General features: G+C 60.5%; 14 protein-coding genes and 1 pseudogene. 4 read left to right on the plus strand and 11 right to left on the minus strand.

Annotated features, from left to right (window positions below; translation table 11 throughout):
- Positions 1-48: 48 nt before the first annotated feature.
- Both HGP13_RS30125 and HGP13_RS30130 read right to left on the minus strand, forming a co-directional pair.
- Complete coding sequence (locus HGP13_RS30125) at positions 49-1,392, minus strand: nucleotide sugar dehydrogenase (RefSeq protein ID WP_172232695.1); 1,344 nt, start codon at positions 1,390-1,392, stop codon at positions 49-51.
- A 112-nt stretch (positions 1,393-1,504) separates the two neighbouring features.
- Positions 1,505-2,683, minus strand: a complete 1,179-nt coding sequence (locus HGP13_RS30130) for a DUF3095 domain-containing protein (protein WP_172232698.1) — start codon at positions 2,681-2,683, stop codon at positions 1,505-1,507.
- A gap of 72 nt (positions 2,684-2,755) precedes the next feature.
- On the opposite strand from HGP13_RS30130, the gene HGP13_RS30135 reads away from it, so the two are divergent.
- Positions 2,756-3,844: a glycosyltransferase family 4 protein gene (locus HGP13_RS30135; protein WP_172232701.1), complete on the plus strand. Its 1,089-nt coding sequence runs from the start codon at positions 2,756-2,758 to the stop codon at positions 3,842-3,844.
- Complete coding sequence (locus HGP13_RS30140; protein WP_172232704.1) at positions 3,841-4,617, plus strand: polysaccharide deacetylase family protein; 777 nt, start codon at positions 3,841-3,843, stop codon at positions 4,615-4,617. Before HGP13_RS30135 ends, HGP13_RS30140 begins: the two co-directional genes overlap by 4 nt.
- A 73-nt stretch (positions 4,618-4,690) precedes the next feature.
- Here the strand turns inward: HGP13_RS30140 and HGP13_RS30145 are convergent, their stop codons facing one another.
- The 3 genes from HGP13_RS30145 to HGP13_RS30155 form a co-directional block, all read right to left on the minus strand.
- Entirely contained in the window at positions 4,691-5,545 is an 855-nt protein-coding gene (locus HGP13_RS30145; protein ID WP_172232707.1) for an MBL fold metallo-hydrolase, read from the minus strand.
- 77 nt (positions 5,546-5,622) lie between these two features.
- Complete coding sequence (locus HGP13_RS30150; RefSeq protein ID WP_172232710.1) at positions 5,623-6,072, minus strand: cyclic nucleotide-binding domain-containing protein; 450 nt, start codon at positions 6,070-6,072, stop codon at positions 5,623-5,625.
- 35 nt (positions 6,073-6,107) lie between these two features.
- Positions 6,108-8,822, minus strand: a complete 2,715-nt coding sequence (locus HGP13_RS30155) for an ABC transporter ATP-binding protein (protein WP_172232713.1) — start codon at positions 8,820-8,822, stop codon at positions 6,108-6,110.
- Positions 8,823-9,092: 270 nt separating this feature from the next.
- On the opposite strand from HGP13_RS30155, the gene HGP13_RS30160 reads away from it, so the two are divergent.
- Positions 9,093-9,764 carry a class I SAM-dependent methyltransferase gene (locus HGP13_RS30160; protein WP_172234903.1) on the plus strand — a complete coding sequence of 224 codons (672 nt, stop codon included), beginning with the start codon at positions 9,093-9,095 and terminating at the stop codon, positions 9,762-9,764.
- A gap of 106 nt (positions 9,765-9,870) precedes the next feature.
- On the opposite strand, the gene HGP13_RS30165 is transcribed toward HGP13_RS30160, so the two are convergent.
- From HGP13_RS30165 to HGP13_RS30175, 3 genes are read right to left on the minus strand one after another with little or no spacing between them, the layout of a single operon-like run.
- On the minus strand, positions 9,871-11,067 hold the full coding sequence (locus HGP13_RS30165) for a glycosyltransferase family protein (protein ID WP_172232715.1): 1,197 nt from the start codon (positions 11,065-11,067) through the stop codon (positions 9,871-9,873).
- On the minus strand, positions 11,064-12,308 hold the full coding sequence (locus HGP13_RS30170; protein WP_172232717.1) for a glycosyltransferase: 1,245 nt from the start codon (positions 12,306-12,308) through the stop codon (positions 11,064-11,066). The genes HGP13_RS30165 and HGP13_RS30170 overlap by 4 nt, the downstream gene beginning before the upstream one ends.
- A gap of 1 nt (position 12,309) precedes the next feature.
- Positions 12,310-13,524 carry a glycosyltransferase family protein gene (locus tag HGP13_RS30175; protein WP_172232719.1) on the minus strand — a complete coding sequence of 405 codons (1,215 nt, stop codon included), beginning with the start codon at positions 13,522-13,524 and terminating at the stop codon, positions 12,310-12,312.
- A gap of 492 nt (positions 13,525-14,016) precedes the next feature.
- Here HGP13_RS30175 and HGP13_RS38115 point away from each other — a divergent pair.
- Positions 14,017-14,353: pseudogene (locus HGP13_RS38115) on the plus strand (DDE-type integrase/transposase/recombinase); the annotation flags it as partial.
- A gap of 8 nt (positions 14,354-14,361) precedes the next feature.
- Here the strand turns inward: HGP13_RS38115 and HGP13_RS30185 are convergent.
- From HGP13_RS30185 to HGP13_RS30195, 3 genes are all read right to left on the minus strand, one after another.
- On the minus strand, positions 14,362-14,625 hold the full coding sequence (locus HGP13_RS30185) for a hypothetical protein (RefSeq protein WP_172232723.1): 264 nt from the start codon (positions 14,623-14,625) through the stop codon (positions 14,362-14,364).
- 207 nt (positions 14,626-14,832) lie between these two features.
- Positions 14,833-15,963, minus strand: coding sequence for a porin (locus tag HGP13_RS30190; protein ID WP_172232724.1), 1,131 nt, complete (start codon positions 15,961-15,963; stop codon positions 14,833-14,835).
- 542 nt (positions 15,964-16,505) lie between these two features.
- A complete protein-coding gene (locus HGP13_RS30195; RefSeq protein ID WP_172232726.1) occupies positions 16,506-18,140 on the minus strand; it encodes a sulfotransferase in 1,635 nt (544 codons plus the stop codon).
- Positions 18,141-18,377 lie beyond the last annotated feature (237 nt).

Consider the following 18,377-nt stretch of genomic DNA (forward strand, 5'->3'; position numbering starts at 1 on the left):
GCAATCCCGATCCTGACATCGGGCAAAAGATTCCCGGCTCAGACGCCGTCAGGCCTTCACCACCGTCTCTCGGGCCAGCCCGAGGCGGCCAAAAACATTGCGCGTGTCGACGATCAGAAGGGCGTGATCAGCGATCGTCTGATAGTCGATCGCGTCGTGGTCGGTTGCAACGACGACAGCATCGAAATCCTTCAAGGCCGCCTCGGTCAATTCGACAGAGCGACGCCCTTTGATCGACATATGCTCGCGTGTGGTGGGGATCTCGGTGACATGCGGATCGTGGAATTCCGCCTTGCCGCCCCCTTCCTCGATGAGTTCGATAAGCCGCAATGAGGGACTTTCGCGGATGTCGGGCACATTCTTCTTATAGGCGAGCCCGATTATGAGAATGCGCGAGCGGCTGAGCGCCTTGCCGCAGCGCCGGTCCAGCGCCTTCGCCAGTTCATCGACCACACGACGCGGCATGGCCGTGTTGATCTCCGCCGCCAGCTCGATGAAGCGGGTCGGCAGTTCGTACTCACGCGCCTTCCACGTCAGATAGAAGGGATCGATCGGAACGCAGTGCCCGCCAAGTCCGGGGCCAGGATAGAAAGGCATGTAGCCGAAGGGCTTGCTCTTTGCCGCCTCGATCACCTCCCAGATGTCGATTCCCATCGCGCCGAACACGACCTTCAACTCGTTGACGAGGGCTATGTTGACCGAGCGGAAGATGTTTTCCGTCAGCTTGACCGCCTCGGCGGTCGCCGTGGTTGAAACCGGAACGACGGTCTTGACCACGCCCTGGTAGAAAGCCTGCACGAGCGTCGCCGCTTCAGTGCCGTCGCCTGCCACGACCTTGGGGATCGTCGCGACTTCAAAGCTACGGTTGCCGGGATCCTCGCGTTCGGGCGAGAAGCCGAGGAAGAAGTCGATCTTCGACTGCAAGCCGGTTGCTTCCAGTATGGGCTTGATCACGTCGTCGGTGGTGCCGGGATAGGTGGTCGATTCCAGCACGATGAGCTGGCCGAGACGTAGATGTTTTGCGATGGTGCCAGCCGTGTTCGTGACAAAAGAGAGATCCGGCTCACGGTGTTTCGTCAGCGGTGTCGGAACACAGATGATGATGACGTCGCAGACGGCCAGTTCGGCAAAATCCGCAGTGGCGCGGAACCGTCCGCTTGCCACCTGGCCGGCAAGGGCTGTCGACGTCACCGCCTCGATGTAGGATTGCCCGTTGTTCAGGCTCTCTACCTTCCGGGCTTCGATGTCGAAGCCGGAAACCGGGAACCCGGCGCGTGCGATCGCAACCGCCAGCGGCAACCCGACATAGCCCAGTCCGATCACGCCGACCTGCGCGGCGCGCGTCGAAATCCGGTTCAGAAGACGGTCATATATCGATCGTGAGGTGTCCAAAAATCTGCTTTCCCGTCAATTCGGACAGGCTGTCCGTTGCCATGGCGAGGCTCACCTGGTCCAGAACCATGGCCGAGGCATATTGCGGAAGATCGGTTTCCGCAAGCCGTCATCAAACCGGCGCCTTCGCCTTCAGGCTTGCGGCAGCCATCGCATAGCCGCCGGCGGCACCATCGACGAAATGAACGTGATCGCGCTGCAGCGGCGAGGCGACGAGGCATGTCATCAAGGCCGATTTCTGGCGGTGCAGGCCGTAGCTGCAGATGCCCGCCTCTTCCGCCTGTTTCAGCCGGCTCTCGATCCGTTGCAACACATCCGCGTCAACGTCGATGGTCATCTTCAAGCCGTCGTCGAACTTCCGGAAATCCGAATTGCTGGCCACCTCGCGTTTGTAGACCTTCGGATCGAAACGACCGATGGTCCAGCCAAATCTATCGGCGACCGCCGTAAGCGTCATCAGGAACATCACCCACAGCTTCGCCAGCCACCGACGCCCCGGCGGCGCCGTGGCCCGCGCCTCGACATCGAGGCCAGCGGGCATCAGACTATAGCCTGGCCCGTTCACCGGCACCGGGTGGCCATCGCGCTCCTGCCTGCCGGCAAGGGCGATAATGTCGGAAGCCAGAAACTGAAAACCGCGCAAGTCGCGCGACGCCCCCGGTATGGCTATGATCGAGACGATTTCGCCATGCCGGGCTTCTATAGGGTTCCAGCGGCAGGAGAGGCCGGTCAGATCCGGCCGCGCGCCTGCCGGCGCGGGATCGACGCGGTAGCGCCCCGCTTTCATCTCGGCTTCCGCCCAACTACCGCCACCGCCGGCGAACATGGCATAGAAGACCGCTTCGGAGGCCTGGAACCTCGCCACGCGAACGTCGAGGCCTTGTGCTCTTATATCCTTTATAGGCACGATTGCGGCACGCAAGGTCAGGTCCAGTTCGTCCGCTACCCATCTCTGGACAGCCGCCAGCGCGTTGCGGGTGACATCCAGCGCCGAGCCGGGAACCGCCACGAGCGCGCCGTCGCCGCCGAAGACGAAGGGAAGATCTTGCCGGCCCAGCGCATTGAGCAGCGCCGAGATGACGCTGGCACCGGCCATATTGACGGTTTTATAGCGCCCAGCCTCGATCGCCTTGGTCGAGCCGACGATGTCGGCGGTGGCCAGCGCCCATCCATCGGGGAGAGGCCGATAGTTATCGATATTGGCAACGCTTTCGAACTTTGCGAAGACCGGCAAAGAAGCGACAAACGGGTCGGACGCGTCAGCTGTTTCCATGAGTATCAGATAGCACATTCCACTGCTTGAAGGTGAAGTCGATCATGCTTTGAAATTGACTTGCGCAGGCTTCCGGGGATAGGTCCGGCGATGCGAATTGCCTTCTACGCGGCGCTGAAGTCGCCCAACCATCCCGTTGCCTCCGGCGACCGCCAGATGGCGCGGATGCTGATCAAGGCGCTGGAGAACGGAGGGCACAGCGTCGAACTGGCATCCGAATTACGCTTCTATCTACGCGAACCGGAATTGAAAAGTTTCGAAGCGCTCAAGATCGAGGCCCTAGAAGAGGCCGCGCGACTGACCAGGCTTTGGGATCGTGACGGCAAGCCCGATCTTTGGTTCGCCTATCATCCCTATTACAAGGCGCCCGACCTGATCGGGCCCGAGCTGGCGTCGGCCTTTGCCGTCCCCTATGTCACGGCGGAAGCCTCCTATTCGAGGCGGCGCAACGCCGGCTTGTGGGCGGATTCGCAAGCGTTGGTGGCGCGAGCCGTCGAACAGGCGGCGCTGAACATCTGCTTCACGCAAAGGGATCGTCGGGGACTGGCGGATGCGGTACCCGACGCCGCTCTCGGCATGCTTTCGCCCTTCATCGACACATCGGCATTCCGGGAAACGCCGGCACGGGGTTGTCCGAGGCGCCTCGTTACCGTCGCCATGATGCGCCCAGGCGACAAAGTCGAAAGCTACCGCATGCTGGCGCAAGCGCTCGGTTCGATCGGCCACCTGCCCTGGACCATGTCTATCGTCGGGGACGGGCCTGCCCGTGACGAGGTCAAAGCGCAATTCGCCGGCTTGCCCGCCGACCGTATCGAATGGCTTGGCGCGATTGAGCCCGCCGCCGTGCCGGATGTCCTCTACAGTGGGGGAATTTACGTTTGGCCGGGTTACGGCGAGGCCTATGGCGTTGCCTATCTTGAAGCACAGGCCGCCGGCCTTCCGGTGGTGGCTCAGGACATCGCCGGCGTGCCGGAGGTCGTGCGGGATGGCCAGACCGGGTTTCTCACCCCGCCGGGCGATGTGGCGGCGTTCGCTTCTGCCATTGAAAGGCTTCTGGCCCGTAACGACGAAAGAACCATCATCGCCGCAGAAGCCAGACGTTTCATCCTCGAAGAACGTTCCCTCGGTGTTGCAGCGGCGCGTCTGGCCGAACTTCTGGCGAAGATCCCCGTTTCATGACATCCGATCAGATCTGGCAGCCCTTGGTGGAAGAACTGGCGCGCCGGCAATTGGCGGGCCGTAAGGCGGAGTTCTGGCTGCGCGACGACGACGCCGTGGATCCGACGCCTGCGCTTGATCGGCTGCTCGACCTCACTGGTGAATTCGCAGTTCCGGTCACTCTGGCCGTCATTCCGGCGCAGACCGACGGGAAGCTTGTCGTGCGGCTTGACGAGGCGCCGCATGCGACAGTCGCCATCCATGGCTGGGCGCACCGAAATCATGCGCCCGAGAACCAGAAAAAGCAGGAGCTCGGCGCGCATCGGCCACGCGAGGCGGTGCTCGATGATCTGGCTCGCGGGCTGTCGCACGTGACCGGCCTGCACGGCGCATGTGCGGTTCCGATGCTGGTGCCACCCTGGAACAGGATCGACGCCGGCCTGGTCCCCGACCTTGGATCGATAGGATTTGCAGCATTGTCGGTCTATGGGCCGCCGAAGCCGGCTTCGCTGGCGGTCATCAACAGCAATGTCGACATCATGGATTGGCATGGCACGCGCGGTTGCCGCGATCATGGCCTGTTGGTTCAGGCTATCATCGCGCAATTACAGCATGCAGACGACGGTGGCGAACCGGTCGGCGTTCTCACCCACCATCTCGTACATGATGAATCGGCCTGGCTTTTCCTCGAACGGCTGTTCGCAGTCACCGCACAGTCTGAAGCCTGCGCATGGCTTCCGATCCGGACATTGATCGGGCGCAGCGCCGCCAGAGCAATTCCAAGAAAAGTGTGAGCGGTTTTGCCGGGAAAAGCGCATAGGCCTTTCCCTTGGGAATCGCGTCAATAGAGATATGAAGCAAAATAACTCAGCGCCCTTTGTGCAATGCGACTGGAAATTCGAGCGTCTGGCCGTCCCGCGCGGCAAAAGCGCCGGCAAACCTGTCTTTGGCTAGCTTTTCGATCTCCTCCAGTTCCTCGTCGGTGCGTAACGGATCGTGGTGAAACAGCGCTAGCCCCCGCGCACCGGCCGCCTCACAGAGCTTGACGCCCTGTTGCCATGTTGAGTGCCCGTTACCGTGGCGGCGTCCCATTTCCTCTTCAGTGTAGGTACAGTCGTAAATGACGAGGTCGGCATTTTCGATCAGGCCGAGCACCGCCTGATCGAGCTTGTCCGGCTCGTGCTCGGTGTCTGTGATCACCGCCACGACGCGGCCGGCCCATTCCACCCGGTAGCCTATGCAGCCGCCCGGATGGACAAGACTGCCGGTTCGCACCACCACCCCCTCGCGCGGCCGAAGCACGTCTCCGGACACGAAATCGCGACAGTCGAGGCTTGCCTTGCAGACGTCCAGTTTCACCGGAAACCACGGCGGCCGTATGAACTCATCGATCATCTGCCGGGTCGTCATGCGTCCTGCAAGATGCCCCGACCAAAGCGTAACCTTGACGCTCCGGTCATAGATCGGCTTGAAAAACGGCAGCCCGATGATGTGATCGTAATGGCAATGAGTGAAAAACAGGTCGAAATCGGTCACGCCTGACGCCCGAAGCGCCCCGCCGGCAGGCCGCAGGCCGGATCCCGCGTCAAACAGAAGCGTATGCTTGCCACATCGCATCTCAATGCAGCTTGTGTTGCCGCCATAGCGAGAGAATTCTGGCCCCGATACCGAAATGCTGCCGCGCACGCCCCAAAATCTGACCAGGAAAACGTTGTCGTCCATGCTGCAACCCCTTCGCAGTCCCGTCGCCATGATAGGCAGTGCCATCACGACGGCGAGGCTTAAGCGCACATCACTCGTTACTTGGCGCTCCGCGCGTCGATCAGATCCGCGGTCGTATGGCTTAGGCGATCGGCAAGAACCCGCACCATCTCGATGGTCATTTCCGGAAACTCCTTCATTAGCCTCAGAAAATGATCCTTGCGGATTCTCAGGGCTTCCAGCTGAGTTGTTGCTCTGACGGTGGCCGTGCGGGAGCTGTTGCACAATATGGCGATTTCGCCAACAATCGAATTCGGGAGCAGTTCGGCAACTTTTATCGGCCCGCTGTCGGAATCCACCAGAATATCCGCCTTGCCTGAAAGGATGACATAGGCGGCGTCGCCCTCGTCGCCTTGCCGGAAGAGGATCTGACCGGCGCTGTAGTTCACACGATCGGATGTGAACGCGAGCAGCTTGAGCTTTGCCGGCTCGACGCCGGAGAACAGGGGAACGCGTTGCAGCATTCCAACTTCATCCTTGAGCAGCATTGTCGCAAACCTTCCCACAATTCGCGTTTGCCAGACTATGACAGAAGTTCCTTGAAGATACCGTTCTCTGCCAAAAGTGTCTCGTGTGTTCCGTCTTCCACCAACTGACCCGAGTCGAAGACGATAACCCGATCAAACATCATCGCCATTGCCGGATTGGTCACGACCCACATAATTGCCGGCGAATGGTCGTCGCGTCTGGCTTCCTCGAGCACGTTTCGCAGCACCTTGTCCTGCATGCGCTGGTCGAGCGCCGACAGCGGCCGGTTGAGAATGAGAAAATCGGGACGCTTGAGCAGGGCCCGGGCAACATCGAGCTTCTGTCGCTGTCCACCGGTGAGCCGCCTGCCGCCGGCGCCGACGTCGAAGTCCAGGCCGACATCCAGAAGTTCGGCATAAAGCCCGAGTTCGTCAAGAATGTCATAGACAATGGCGCGTATGCGGTCCGGCGCGTCGGGATGGTTGTTGCCCACACGCCCAAACAGGACATTGTCGATGACGGTGGCCGCGGAGATGTATTTGGCAGGGTCATACCGTTCGACCGCATCTTGTAGCTCGGGCGGCAGGTTTTCATAGAACTGGTTGCGTGCGGCGACGATCTTGTTCATCAGCTCGTCGCTGAGCAGGCCGAAGCGGTGCAGGGGCTCGATATAGGCAAAGCTCAAGGTGATGATCATGGCGCGATCGGCCTCCGAAACCGCCTCGTAGGGACGGTTCTTGAGCCGCTGCAGCAAGGTCTCGTAGGCGGGTATCTCCTCGGCGCTCATGAAGGCGAGCTGCTGGAAGAACTGGTGGTCGGGCGGCAGGTCGGCAAACAGCTCGATCGTCTGTTCGGCGATCTCCATGCCCATGCCGTAGAGTATGCCGTCGAGGCCGGCTTGCTTCAGCACGGAGGCAAAATAGGGATTGGCCGCCAGAGCCTTGTCGGCCAGTGCAACGCCGGAGGCAGCGCCGAAGAGCAGGTTTTGGCCGATCGTTGCTTCCTTGTTGTAGGCGCCCGGTTCGAAAGGAACCACCAATCCACTCAGCCCCTCTTGTTCCAGCCGGCTTCGCAGCGCCGCACGCAGTTCGACAATCCGCTTGGCAAGCTCCGTGTGGCGCTTGAGGTCGGCCAAAGAGCGCAAGCCAAGATCCAGAATGTCGCGTGACAGAACAACCGCGTCGAGCACCCGGCGCACGGCCTCAAAGAGGTCGTGCGGGCCGGTGGCGCCAGCAGAAGCATAGTCGATCCAGTCGCTGTGGACATCGAGATCCGGATTGCCCGACCGATGCGCCTCGGCGGTGTTCCAGCGCTGCTGGTCTGCCGCGGCGCCCTCATAAGGCACCGATGTCAGCGGCGCATGCTTCAAGCCGTAGAGCAGGTTGTCGCGGAGGCTTGCGTGGAACAGGAAAACATCCGACGAGGCATAGGACATGCGCCGGCCTGTCACGGCTTCGGGAAGTTCAAGCAGGTTATCGGCGCCCGAAACGACCCTTCCGCTGTCCGGCCAGTTCAGCCGCGCGAAGGCTTCCGCAAGCGCCTCCGCGCCACCGGTAGCGGTACTGACCAGCGCCACCGTCTCACCCGGCTTGACCTGCAGGGAGATGCGGTCGAGGAGCATTGCGCCGCCATCGTCTGCTATGGACAAACTGACCGCCGACAAGGGGTTGGTCATCGGACCGGGATCATCGACCGTCAATGCCCCGATTCTCGGCGCGATGAGATCCTCGACGGTGAACTGTTCAACGACCTGCTGATATTTGACCTGGACATCCTGCCGATCCTGATCCCAGTCGATCAGTTCCTTCATTGGTCCTGGCAGGTCCTTGTAGGCGCCGATCACGGCCACGAGCTGGCCGACGTTCAGCCGCCCGGCGATGGCCAGGTACCCGCCGATCATGTAGAACAGGAAGGGCGTGATCTGCGCGAGAAAATTATTCAGGAACTTTACCATGAATTTCCATTGGTAAAGATCGAAGCGGATCTTGAAGATCAGTCCGAGCCGGGCTGCTATGTCGGCACGCTCGTAGTTTGATGTATCGTGGACGTGAACCGCGCCAATGCCGTCGACGATTTCGCCAACCCGGCCCGAAAGCGCGCGCGCCGTCAATTGCCGTTGGCGCCCGAGCACGATCAGCCGCCGCCGCATTCGCGGGATGAGCACGATCTGGATAACCACGATCACGAACGCTATCATTCCGAGCCAGAGATTCTGGACCAAGATGAACAGCATGGCCGTCAGCGCCTGGCCGCCGAGCAGCACTGGCTGTAGGAAGGCATCGCCGATGAAGCCGCCTAGCGGCTCCACCTCGTCCTTCACCATGGTCGCCACTTCGGCGGATTTCACACGCTTGAAGTAAACCGGCGGAAACCGCAGCACACGATCGACCAGTTCGAAGCGGATGCGCCGTAGCATGCGTTCGCCGAGGCGGCCCTTGTAGGTGTTGATATAGAGTTTGAACAGGCCGTTGATGACGACGAGCAACAGGAACACAAGGCTCAGGGCGAGCAGCGTCGCTTTGCGGCCGAGCTGAAAACCGGAGAAGAACAGGACGTCGCCAATGAACGGCAAGTCATAGTGTAGCCTCATGAATGGCTGGGTCGCGCCCGGTTGCTCGAAGCCCTTGCCTTGGATCGGGCCGTTGACGATCAGCTTCGGCAGGTCGAAGGACATGAAATACGGGATCATCGAAAGCACGACGATCATCAATATCCAGAGCTGCTGCTTCCTGGTGTGCGTCCAGATATAGCGGGCTAGGCTGGGTTCCATATGCGACTGTGGTCTTTCAGGTAGACGGATTCAGGATGAAAAAGCACCTGCCGGCGCGTGGCGTGTCGGCAATGTCTTCGTCGCCAACCACAAGCCCGAATCTGCAGTGCACGCAGGGCGCCGACGATCCGGACAGAAGCAACCGGCTCTCTCCGGCGCCGGGCAATGGCAAAGCGACTAACAGCATAATCATGTCCGCGGATCAAACAGCCTTGCGGGGGGCAAGATTGCGTTGTGTCGCCCGAAATCCCACCATACAAGACGAATATGATGGATGTCACGCAACCACGCAATGCCGGCATGGACGGGCACGAGCAAGCCCTGGACCTCACACGGGGAATTGCTGCCTATGTCAACCACCCCCTCGTGGCAGCGCTGGCGCGCGTCATCGCCAAGCATCCAAAGGCCGATGTCGCCAATGCCTTCAACCACAAGCAGGTCGCCTGCAAGATGTGGGCGCTGGACAGGCTGTTCGAAAGCCGCGGCGGCCGGTTCGGGCGCATATGGGTTCTGGGTGGCTGGTACGGCGTATTGCCGGCAATGCTTTTCAACGACGCCCGTTTCGACATCGCGGCGATCGACAGCATCGACATCGATCCCGAAGTCGGGCCGATCGCACGGACCCTCAACCGGGAAGCCGGCGACCGCTTCCGGGCGCTGACGGAAGATATGTACGCACTAGACTATGCGGCCGGGCGGCCCGACCTGGTGGTCAATACGAGCTGCGAACACATAGCCGATCTCAGCGCCTGGCTTGCCCTGCTTCCGCGAGGCACGAATGTGCTGCTGCAATCGAACGATTATTTCAGCGAGCCGACGCACATCAACTGCGTGGCTTCACTTGCAGCCTTCGAGGCCATGGCGGCGCTGCGGGAGATCAGGTTCTCCGGCGAACTGCCGACAAAAAACTATACACGCTTCATGCTGATCGGGACTGTTTGATGCATTTCGCCCAAAAGTGCGCAGCGGTTTTGGGACAACGACATAAGCAAGGGATTGAAGCGCGCCGCACTCGGCAGACACAATGCGCGTTAAGCCGATGAACCGCTTAGGATCCATCGTCTGTTTGATCATGTGCCTTTCCGAAACCGGCCCCCAGTCTTAGGGACCATGTTCGATACCGCTCGCGCAGGATTTGCGCCGAGCGACGTGCGCCTTCCAGATCGAGACGATGCGAGGACGGCGGCGGCCCCACAAGCGCCTGTTCGATCGCTTGCGCCAAGCCTTCAGGCGTCAGGTCGTTTTCGGTCAGCACCGTTGCAAGATCGAGTTCTTCGAGCATCAGGGCGCGAGCCGTCTGTTCGGTTTCCCCGCCGGCTGCAAATGGAACGAGCAGGGAGCGACAACCCGCGCGCAGGACATCGCAGACCGTGTTGTAACCCGCCTGCGAGACTGACAGGCGGGCGCCTGCCAGCAGGCTGGCGAAATCCTCGCGGAACCGGAAGATAGACAGGCCCGGCGTAGCATCCCGCGCGATCGCGTTAAACTCGTCTTTCGGCAGGTTTGGGCCGGTGATCAGACACCATTTCCAACCGTTGTTGGCATTCCGCGCCGCTGCGATGGTGGCGCTGACAAGGCTCTTTCCGGCAGCCCCGCCGCCAACCGACACCAGGACGTCGAAGCGCTCGGAGGCCGCGGGCGACGGCGGTGCGGCAACGAGCCCTGAGTACGCGACCTCGGCCCTGATCGCCGCAGCCAGTGGAAATGTCTTGTCGATGGTCGCGAAAGCCGGATCGCCGTGGACCATGACAAGGTCGAAATGCCTGTTGATGAGATCGACCGTTTCCTCGTTTCGGCCCGGCTTGACGCGCTGCTGAAGGATATCGCGGACGGACGTCGCCAGCAGCGGTCGGGGCGACGTCGCATCGATGGCCTCGATCAGCGGCAAGAGTTCGAAACGCATCTGCCGGCGTCCGAATGGAAACGCCTCGACAATGACGATATCCGGCCTGCAATCCCGGAATGCCTGAAGCAGCATCCCTGAACGCAATGTCTTGAAATCATCGTCGATGGGTTTGCCCTGCAGGTCGACAAGTCCGGAAAATCCTTCGTCGCCGGAGGTGACAGGCGGCAGGGTTACAGTTTTTACCCCCGGTCCCGGAAACCCCGCGATCGGCGCTCCGCCGGTCACGACGGTGACGTCAAACCCGTCATCGACCAGAGCCGCCGCAATGCGGCTGGCGCGCGCGAGGTGGCCGACGCCGAGCAGGTGCTGGACATAGAAGAAAGCCCGCAGCCGCTTCATTGGGCGGCCCGCCACTCCTGCTGGAACAGTTGCTTGAGCTGTCCAATGCTTGCCACGTGATCGAAATTGCTTCGCACGCGCCGCTCCGCGGCGTCGCCCAGGAGGGCGCGCAGCATGGGATCGCGGATCAGGCGCTCCAGCGCCTGTGCCAGGGCAATTGGGTTTTCCGTCGGAACCAGCAGCCCGGTTTCCTCCGGCGATAAAAGCTCCGGCACGCCGGAGATGTCGGTCGACACGCAGGCAAGCCGCTGGCTGGCCGCCTCCACCAGAACATTCGGCAGGCCGTCCCGGTCGCCATTGGCGGTGATCCTGCAGGCCAGGGCGAAAATGTCGGCGCCTCGGTAGTGCTCAAGCACCTCCTTTTGCGCCAGCGCGCCTTTCCAGGAGACGCGACCATCCAGTCCGAGCTTTTGCGCCAGCGCCTTGAGCCGTTCCAGTTCCTCGCCGCCGCCGATATGCTCGAAACGCCACGCCAAATCACCAGGCAAGAGGGCAAGGGCCTCCAGCAAGGTATCGTAGCCTTTCTTTGCAACGGCGCGACCGACACTCAGAACGACAACCGGTTCGCCCGGCACCGAGCCGTCATGCTGTTTTCGCGCCTCGCTAAAACTGCCGAAGCGATCAAGGTCGAGCCCATGATAGCTCAGATGCACAGACGAGTTGCCGTTGGCGAGTTCCTTCAGACGGTCAAAGCCGGTTTTCGTGCAAGTGACCGTCCAGCGCGCCGAGGCAAGCTTGTCAGCCAGATCCCAATCCGCCGAAGTCCAGATGTCCTTGGCATGGGCCGAGCAGCTCCAGGGCAGGTCACGAAGCTGGCTGGCATAGCGTGTCACCGATGCCGGTGTGTGCGCGAAATGTGCATGCAGCCATCCCGCGTCTTGCGGCCATTCGGCCGCCAGCACCAGCGCTTGCCCGAAGCGGCGCACCCGATTGCGCGTAAAGTCGCGGGGGATATCGACGGCCAGCGATCCGAGCGCGTGCCAGAAACCCGGCCGTGGCAGACAAGCAAATAGCGAGCGAACCACGCGCAGCGGCTCTTGATGCAGATATTCGGGGAGATAATGGACGGGCGCTTTGATCTCGTCATGCACGGGGTGGCGTTTTGCGTCGGTCGGCCGCCTGAGCGCAACAAGTATCAGGTCGAACCCCTCACGCTCCAGACCGAGCAGTTCCTGCGCGATGAAGGTTTCCGACAGCCGCGGATAGCCCTTCAGCACCACGACGATCTTGCGACGCTGCAACTCAGCTTATTCCTTCGATGACCGAAAGGTGGTGTCCGGCCCGCCGGTCGAGCAGTTCCGCGACGATTTCGGAAATATGAGGCAGCCCTTCCAGCGTCAGATGCGGATTGCTCTGCGATGGGCGGGGCCGGCCAGACAGCACCTTCAGTGCATCGGAAAGCCGCTGGGAATCCTTGGCTTCTTCCGGCAAAAGCATCTCGACAAGGCCGAGTTCGGCCGCGCGCCGAGCCCGGATTAGTTGTTCCTCGCGGGGCGTAACGCGCGGCACGATCAGCGCCGGCTTGTCGAAAGAGAGTATCTCACAATAGGTGTTGTAGCCGCCCATCGCCACCACCGCCTTGGCGCCGGCAATCAGGTCTTCCATGCGGTTGTCGAACTCAATGATCTTGACGTAGGGGATCTTGGCCCCCTTCTTGAGCAGCTTGTTGCGCTTTCGCGCCGGCATATAAGGCCCAAGCACGATCAGCGCCCTATGCTGCAATTGCGGATCCTGCTGATAGGCATCGATCACGTCGTGGATAAGTTCGGCGCCGTCACCGCCACCACCGGTGGTAACGAGGATATAGTCGCCCTCGGGCCGGTGGCCGGGCAACTCGTTTCGCTGCAGGCTCCGTTGCAGGAAGCCGAGGAACCTCATCTTTGCCCTGACAGCCGGCGGCACATCCATGCCAGTCAACGGATCGTAGAAATCCGGTGGGCCATAGACCCAGACCTTGTCATAGAACAGGCCTATCTTGCGCATCACATCCCTGCGTGCCCACTCAGCTTCGAGCAGATGCGGCGCGTCCATAACCTCGCGCAGGCCAAGCACGAGCGTCGTTCCTCGCGTCTTGAGGTAGGACAGCGTGTCCTCGATCTCCCCGCGCAGGCCGAGCGGTTCCTTGTCGACGATGAAGATATCCGGCCGGAAGGTCTCGGCTGTGTGGCGGATGATCGACTGGCGCATCCTTAGCGTCTCATGCAGATCGATATCCTTTTCCAGCGAGGTGTATTCGCCGTTGCGCAACTTGATGACGCTGGGAATCTTCACGAAGTCGACACGGGCGCGGTAGTCGAAGGCGCCAGCGATGGTCGCGCCCGAAATGATAAGCACCTGAAGTCCGCGGAAATCCTCGACCAGCGAATGCGCGATCGTCCGGCAGCGCTGTAAGTGGCCGAGCCCGAACGTGTCGTGGCTGTACATGAGAATTCGAGCATTTTGTGCGTGCTGGGTCATTATTGAACGTCTTTTAGAATTCTCGCCTTGAGGACCGTGGGCGACCTCCCAGGTTTCGAAACCCGCGCAGGCCTAGCGACCTGTTTTGAAGCATGAGACCGCAATTTTCAATTTGTATTACCCAGGAGGGTCCAAGGATGACGCTCTCTTGATCGTGCCTTCGAGCTGATCGTCCGCTATACGACGTTCTATAATGCCGTCCAAGCTCATTAATCACCTCAAGGGTCGGGCTATTCGAGCCGCCGCGTGACAGCGCCTCGTTTCCGAAGGTGCGCCTGGAGTAAGGTAAAGACCTGCGAAATTCGGCGAAAGGGCTATTTTAGTGTGGAAAGGCATAGGATTATCTGCGGCTTGTTGACTATCGACGCCACATCATCAATTGGACCTCGGTTGTCGGTAAGCTGTTGATTTTCATGAGATAGGTTCTGATTGGCTGCCGGCGGCAAAACAGCAGCGGGAAGATCTGACGGTATTTCCGGCGACACATCCAGGAGGGATCGAGTTCCGGCTGCCAGACACTTCCTGCGCAAGACGCTTGCCCACCCTGGACGGCCTAGTCGCATCGTCGCCGAAGGCAGTCGGCCAATCGTGAGGCAGTCATGTCCTGCGATGCTGAGAGCCGTCCGCGGGAGCGATCGCACAGACCATCGATCCTTGTCCGCAAAAGCCACTACCTCAACAATCGGATCGAACAGGATCACCGGCGCATCAAACGCCGCGTTCGATCCACGCTCGGCTTCAAGTCCATGGCGAATACCCAGATCACCCTATCGGGCATCGAGCGGTCCACATGATGCGGAAGCGACAGGTGAGGTTCGCCTACCACCCTAGAGCAGTTCACCGTTTCACGAAAACGGCGTACTGCTCTAACTCTTTGTTTTTCCGCAATTCCGGACGGAAAACCCGCTCACACTTTTCCTGGAATTGCTCTAGTCCGTCAATTGCCGAGCAATTCCAAATGCTCACCGCCTGATCAATTCTCCGAGGCGATGCTCTTCCCGCCCACATGCCGGAATTGCGACAGAGCCGCGGTCGGTGCTCGAACCCGGCGATGATTTCGCGGTTGGAGACGTTCATCTCCTCTGTCAGAAAGGCAATCAAGCTGCTTTCGACGCAAGGACAATCCATCCAGCTTCTTTTAAAGATTTTTTTCTACGGTTGCCTTCGCTCCCGCACTGCTTAGGGCGACGAGGCTAGTGCACTCGCAAGAGCTTGAACGTGTAACCGTCAGCTCCCTATCAGTCACCTTCAGTTCGAAAAAAAACGGCCGACTTTCGCCGGCCGTTCTCGCTCTAAACTTCTAAGCTATTAGAAGTCGCGCTGGAAGCGGATAACGCCGCCCCAACCGGACTTCTTACCAACGAAGGTGCCGTCTTCGACATTCACCGCATTCACGGCGCGGGTATAGTTCAGCTCCGGCTTGACCCAGAAGCCGGGAACGATCGTGTACTGGATGCCGACAGAAGCAGCCGCTTCCTTATCCTGGTCATACGAGGCCTCGGCATAAAGCGCCGTCTTCTCGTTGAACTTGTACGTGCCGCCGCCCCAGACAGCCCAGTGACCGCCCCAAGGCTTATAGTCATTCCTGAGGACGTTCTTGTCGGAGCCGTAGCCGCCCATAATGAAGACCGAGAAGGCATCGTTGAACTTGATGTCGGCGCGAAGCTTGCCGGACCACTCTTCATAGACGGCGTTATAGGCAGCGACGCCGCTGAGCGTACCCCAGCCCTGGGTGTACTTCACACCACCCACGACGTGCGGCATATAGCTGTCGAGCATGTTGCTGTCATGTTGACCTTCTTCAGCGCCGATGATCGCCGAGAAGCCGTTTCCAGCATCAAACGTGTAGTTGACCTGGTTCGTGTTGTCGTCATCGCCGTATTGAATGAACGAATCGTTGATCGCCGCGCCGGCAAAATTGGTCCAGCTCGCAAAGATCGAATCGTTGTAGCCGATCATGAAGCCGCCAAGCGTGATATACCCCGAACCCAGCGATGCGCTGTTGGTCTTGGCTGTTACAAGCCCCGAATCGTCGTTGAGCGCGGAGCCTGGAACGGTTGTGACGCCGGATTGCGCATCAATGCCGATGTGGCTTTTCAGGGTGCCAAGCTCGGTTTCCGCGGCAGTGTCGACATTCAGCTCGACCTTGGTCTGCTTATTCCAGGTTCCCTGCCACTTGCCGGTCATCTTGTCGATGTTCCACTTGCCGTCATAGCCGTTGTACTGGCTACCGACGCTTGCAGTGTAACGGACGTACCCGCCGATCTTCAAGCACGTCTCCGTGCCGGGAATGTAGAAGTAGCCAGCGCCGTAGACGTCGCAAATCTTGACGTATTCAGCGGGTTCCGGTTCGGCGACGACGACGGCGTCGGCGGCGCGCGCACCGGAAACTGCGATCAGAGCCGCAGCGGAGCCGAGGAGAAGGCTCTTGATGTTCATTTCTTGTGACCTCCAGTCAGAGAGACTTAAAAAAAGGGTCTGGGTTTCTTTGCTGAAGGAGCGTTCCCTGCCCCATCCCCACTCGTGAAAAAGATGCGCATCGCGCCCCTTCCTCATCAGCAACATTACCGATGCCGCCGCGGCGTTCAACAAGGATCGTGACGGAAAAGGGGCAGTCAGGGTGCGATGTCGCAGCTATGTTGCAGAAAAGACACGAATTGAATGGGGCGGTTAAGAAAGCATTAGCGATTTGCGCAGCGGGCCGTGTCCGAGCACTGCCGTCTTGCGCGACTCAGCCAACCGGGCGCGCCTTAAAGTTGGTTCTTTGTCAGAAGTGCCAGAACGAGGCGTGAGGCGGGCATTCTTGTGGATGTTCATTCGGACCCTCCGGTGAGTGCTGAAGCCTGGTAACGCCAGTCTCTCCGGTCCGGTCCGAATGGACAACCTCCCGAAAGCTCACAACCAGTTCGGCCTCGCTTATTCGCTTCAATCGCCGGTAGGGTTCATTTATCCGGCTGCCCGGTCGCCAACAAGCGGCGTTGCTATTTGAGCCGCTCCAGCAGCGGCTTCAGCCGGTCGCCATAGCCTCTCCAAAGATTGACCGAGCCCTTATACATCGGCTGGCGCACCTGCGCGGCGGAAGCGGTTCGCACCCCCCGGTCGGCGTGCTGGAAGGCAAGCACTTGGTCGTTCCACGGCAGCCCGAGCCAATCGATGAGCGCGCGGCTCTGGCCTTCCTGGTCGGCGACGAAATCTTCGTATCGCACATCGTGCACCACGCCTGGTAACACCACGCGCCAGTGCGCCATCATGTCCGAGTAGAGGTTGTGAAAATCGGCCAGTTCCTCCAGATCGTACCCGTAAAGATGACCGTCGGCGCGGAAATGGGTCTTGTAGATAGACAGGCAGGTCGCAGCCGCGCCGCGCGCGCAATGCACGATTTTCGCCTTGGGCAGCATCAAATGCAGGAAGCCAATCAACAGGAAATTTCCCGGCATCTTATCGGTGATGTGCCTGTGGCCCGGGTAACGGGCACGCAGCATATCGAGATAGTCTTGGCCGGCGTCGGCGAAGGCCTTGTCCTTCACACCCGCGAGTCCGAGCGGAAAGCCGCCCTTTGCGTTGAGCGGAAAGGCTTTTGCCACGACAGTGCGCAGGATGGTCAGCTCCCCGGCGCCAAACACCTGCGGGTGGCTGGCAAGGATCTGCTCGACCAGCGTGGTGCCCGAGCGCGGCATGCCAACAATGAAGACCGGTGAGTCGTCCTCGATGCCGCTCAGTCGATGCTTCTCGACGAACTCCTTCGAGAAGGCCGACTTTATCGCGGCGAAGTCGGCGCGAGTCTTTTCCCCGTCATAGGCGATGCCCGCACGGCGAATGCGGTTGCCCTCAGCGAAGAAGTCGAAAGCGCGGTTGTAGTCTTTCAGGTCATCGTGCGCCTTGCCGAGCCCGAAGGAGAGTTGCATCCGCTCAAGGCTCCCCGCCGGCACGCGACCGTGCAACGCCTCCATCGCCTTCAACTCGACGTCAGGCTGTCTCTGTAGCTTCACCAGCGACAGCAATTGCCACGAGACAGCGCGGTCGGGATTGACGACAAGCGCCGCACGGAATTTTTCCGCCGCCTCGTCGATCCGACCCTTTTCCATTAGAGCCACGCCCAGCAAATGCAACAGATCAGCGTCCTTCGGCCGGATCGCCAGCGCCTCGCTCAGCGCCGTGATCGCCTCATCCGTGCGCCCGGCCTCCTGCAACGTGTCAGCCAGGCCGAGGCGCGCGCGCATGTGGAACGGGCTGCGGCTGATAGTGCCGCGGAACGCATGCTCCGCCGCCTCGAAACGGCCGAGCAGCTTCTCGGTAGCGCCGAGATTGTCGCGCATCGCGAGACTGTCCGGCCGAGCCGCGACTGCCTTGCGGAAGCTGGCGGCCGCCGCCTGTGTGGCGCCCAGGTCGCGCTGCACCGTGCCTAGATTGTTCAGGAAATCCGCGTTGTTCGGCTCGCTTTTCAGCGACCGTTCCATGAGCGTCAGCCCTTCGGCGCTGCGTCCGGTCTGGTGCATCAGCAGCCCAAGAAAATGTTGCGCCGGAGCATGGTCACCGCGCTGCGCCAGAACCTGACGATAGATTGTCTCGGCTTCTTGTCGCCGGCCGGCCTCGTGCAACGTCAAGCCTTGACGCACCGCGTCGTCCAGACCGCCACGCGGTGGCTGGCCGCCGCTTGCACCGTCCTTCGCGGCTCCTCTCCTCAATGCCCTGTTTATGGGAACCTACCGTCGCGCTATCAAACTTTGATCGCACGTATGCCATCGACCTCATCGATGCAAGGGGAGATGCCAGACCTCGAGCCTCTTGCCTACTGACTTCGGCTAGAATGACGTTTTACGCCCCCGACGCTTGATCCTGCTGCGGCTCGGGCG

This window comes from Mesorhizobium sp. NZP2077 (assembly GCF_013170805.1).
Taxonomy (GTDB): domain Bacteria; phylum Pseudomonadota; class Alphaproteobacteria; order Rhizobiales; family Rhizobiaceae; genus Mesorhizobium.

What these genes read in the sequence shown, in the direction of transcription:
- HGP13_RS30150 (WP_172232710.1), bottom strand. Translation starts at nt 6,072, where the DNA reads ATGCTGCTCAAGGATGAAGTTGGAATGCTGCAACGCGTTCCCCTGTTC.
- HGP13_RS30160 (WP_172234903.1), top strand. Translation starts at nt 9,093, where the DNA reads ATGGATGTCACGCAACCACGCAATGCCGGCATGGACGGGCACGAGCAA.
- HGP13_RS30135 (WP_172232701.1), top strand. Translation starts at nt 2,756, where the DNA reads ATGCGAATTGCCTTCTACGCGGCGCTGAAGTCGCCCAACCATCCCGTT.
- HGP13_RS30175 (WP_172232719.1), bottom strand. Translation starts at nt 13,524, where the DNA reads ATGACCCAGCACGCACAAAATGCTCGAATTCTCATGTACAGCCACGAC.
- HGP13_RS30130 (WP_172232698.1), bottom strand. Translation starts at nt 2,683, where the DNA reads ATGTGCTATCTGATACTCATGGAAACAGCTGACGCGTCCGACCCGTTT.
- HGP13_RS30165 (WP_172232715.1), bottom strand. Translation starts at nt 11,067, where the DNA reads ATGAAGCGGCTGCGGGCTTTCTTCTATGTCCAGCACCTGCTCGGCGTC.
- HGP13_RS30140 (WP_172232704.1), top strand. Translation starts at nt 3,841, where the DNA reads ATGACATCCGATCAGATCTGGCAGCCCTTGGTGGAAGAACTGGCGCGC.
- HGP13_RS30190 (WP_172232724.1), bottom strand. Translation starts at nt 15,963, where the DNA reads ATGAACATCAAGAGCCTTCTCCTCGGCTCCGCTGCGGCTCTGATCGCA.
- HGP13_RS30145 (WP_172232707.1), bottom strand. Translation starts at nt 5,545, where the DNA reads ATGGACGACAACGTTTTCCTGGTCAGATTTTGGGGCGTGCGCGGCAGC.
- HGP13_RS30155 (WP_172232713.1), bottom strand. Translation starts at nt 8,822, where the DNA reads ATGGAACCCAGCCTAGCCCGCTATATCTGGACGCACACCAGGAAGCAG.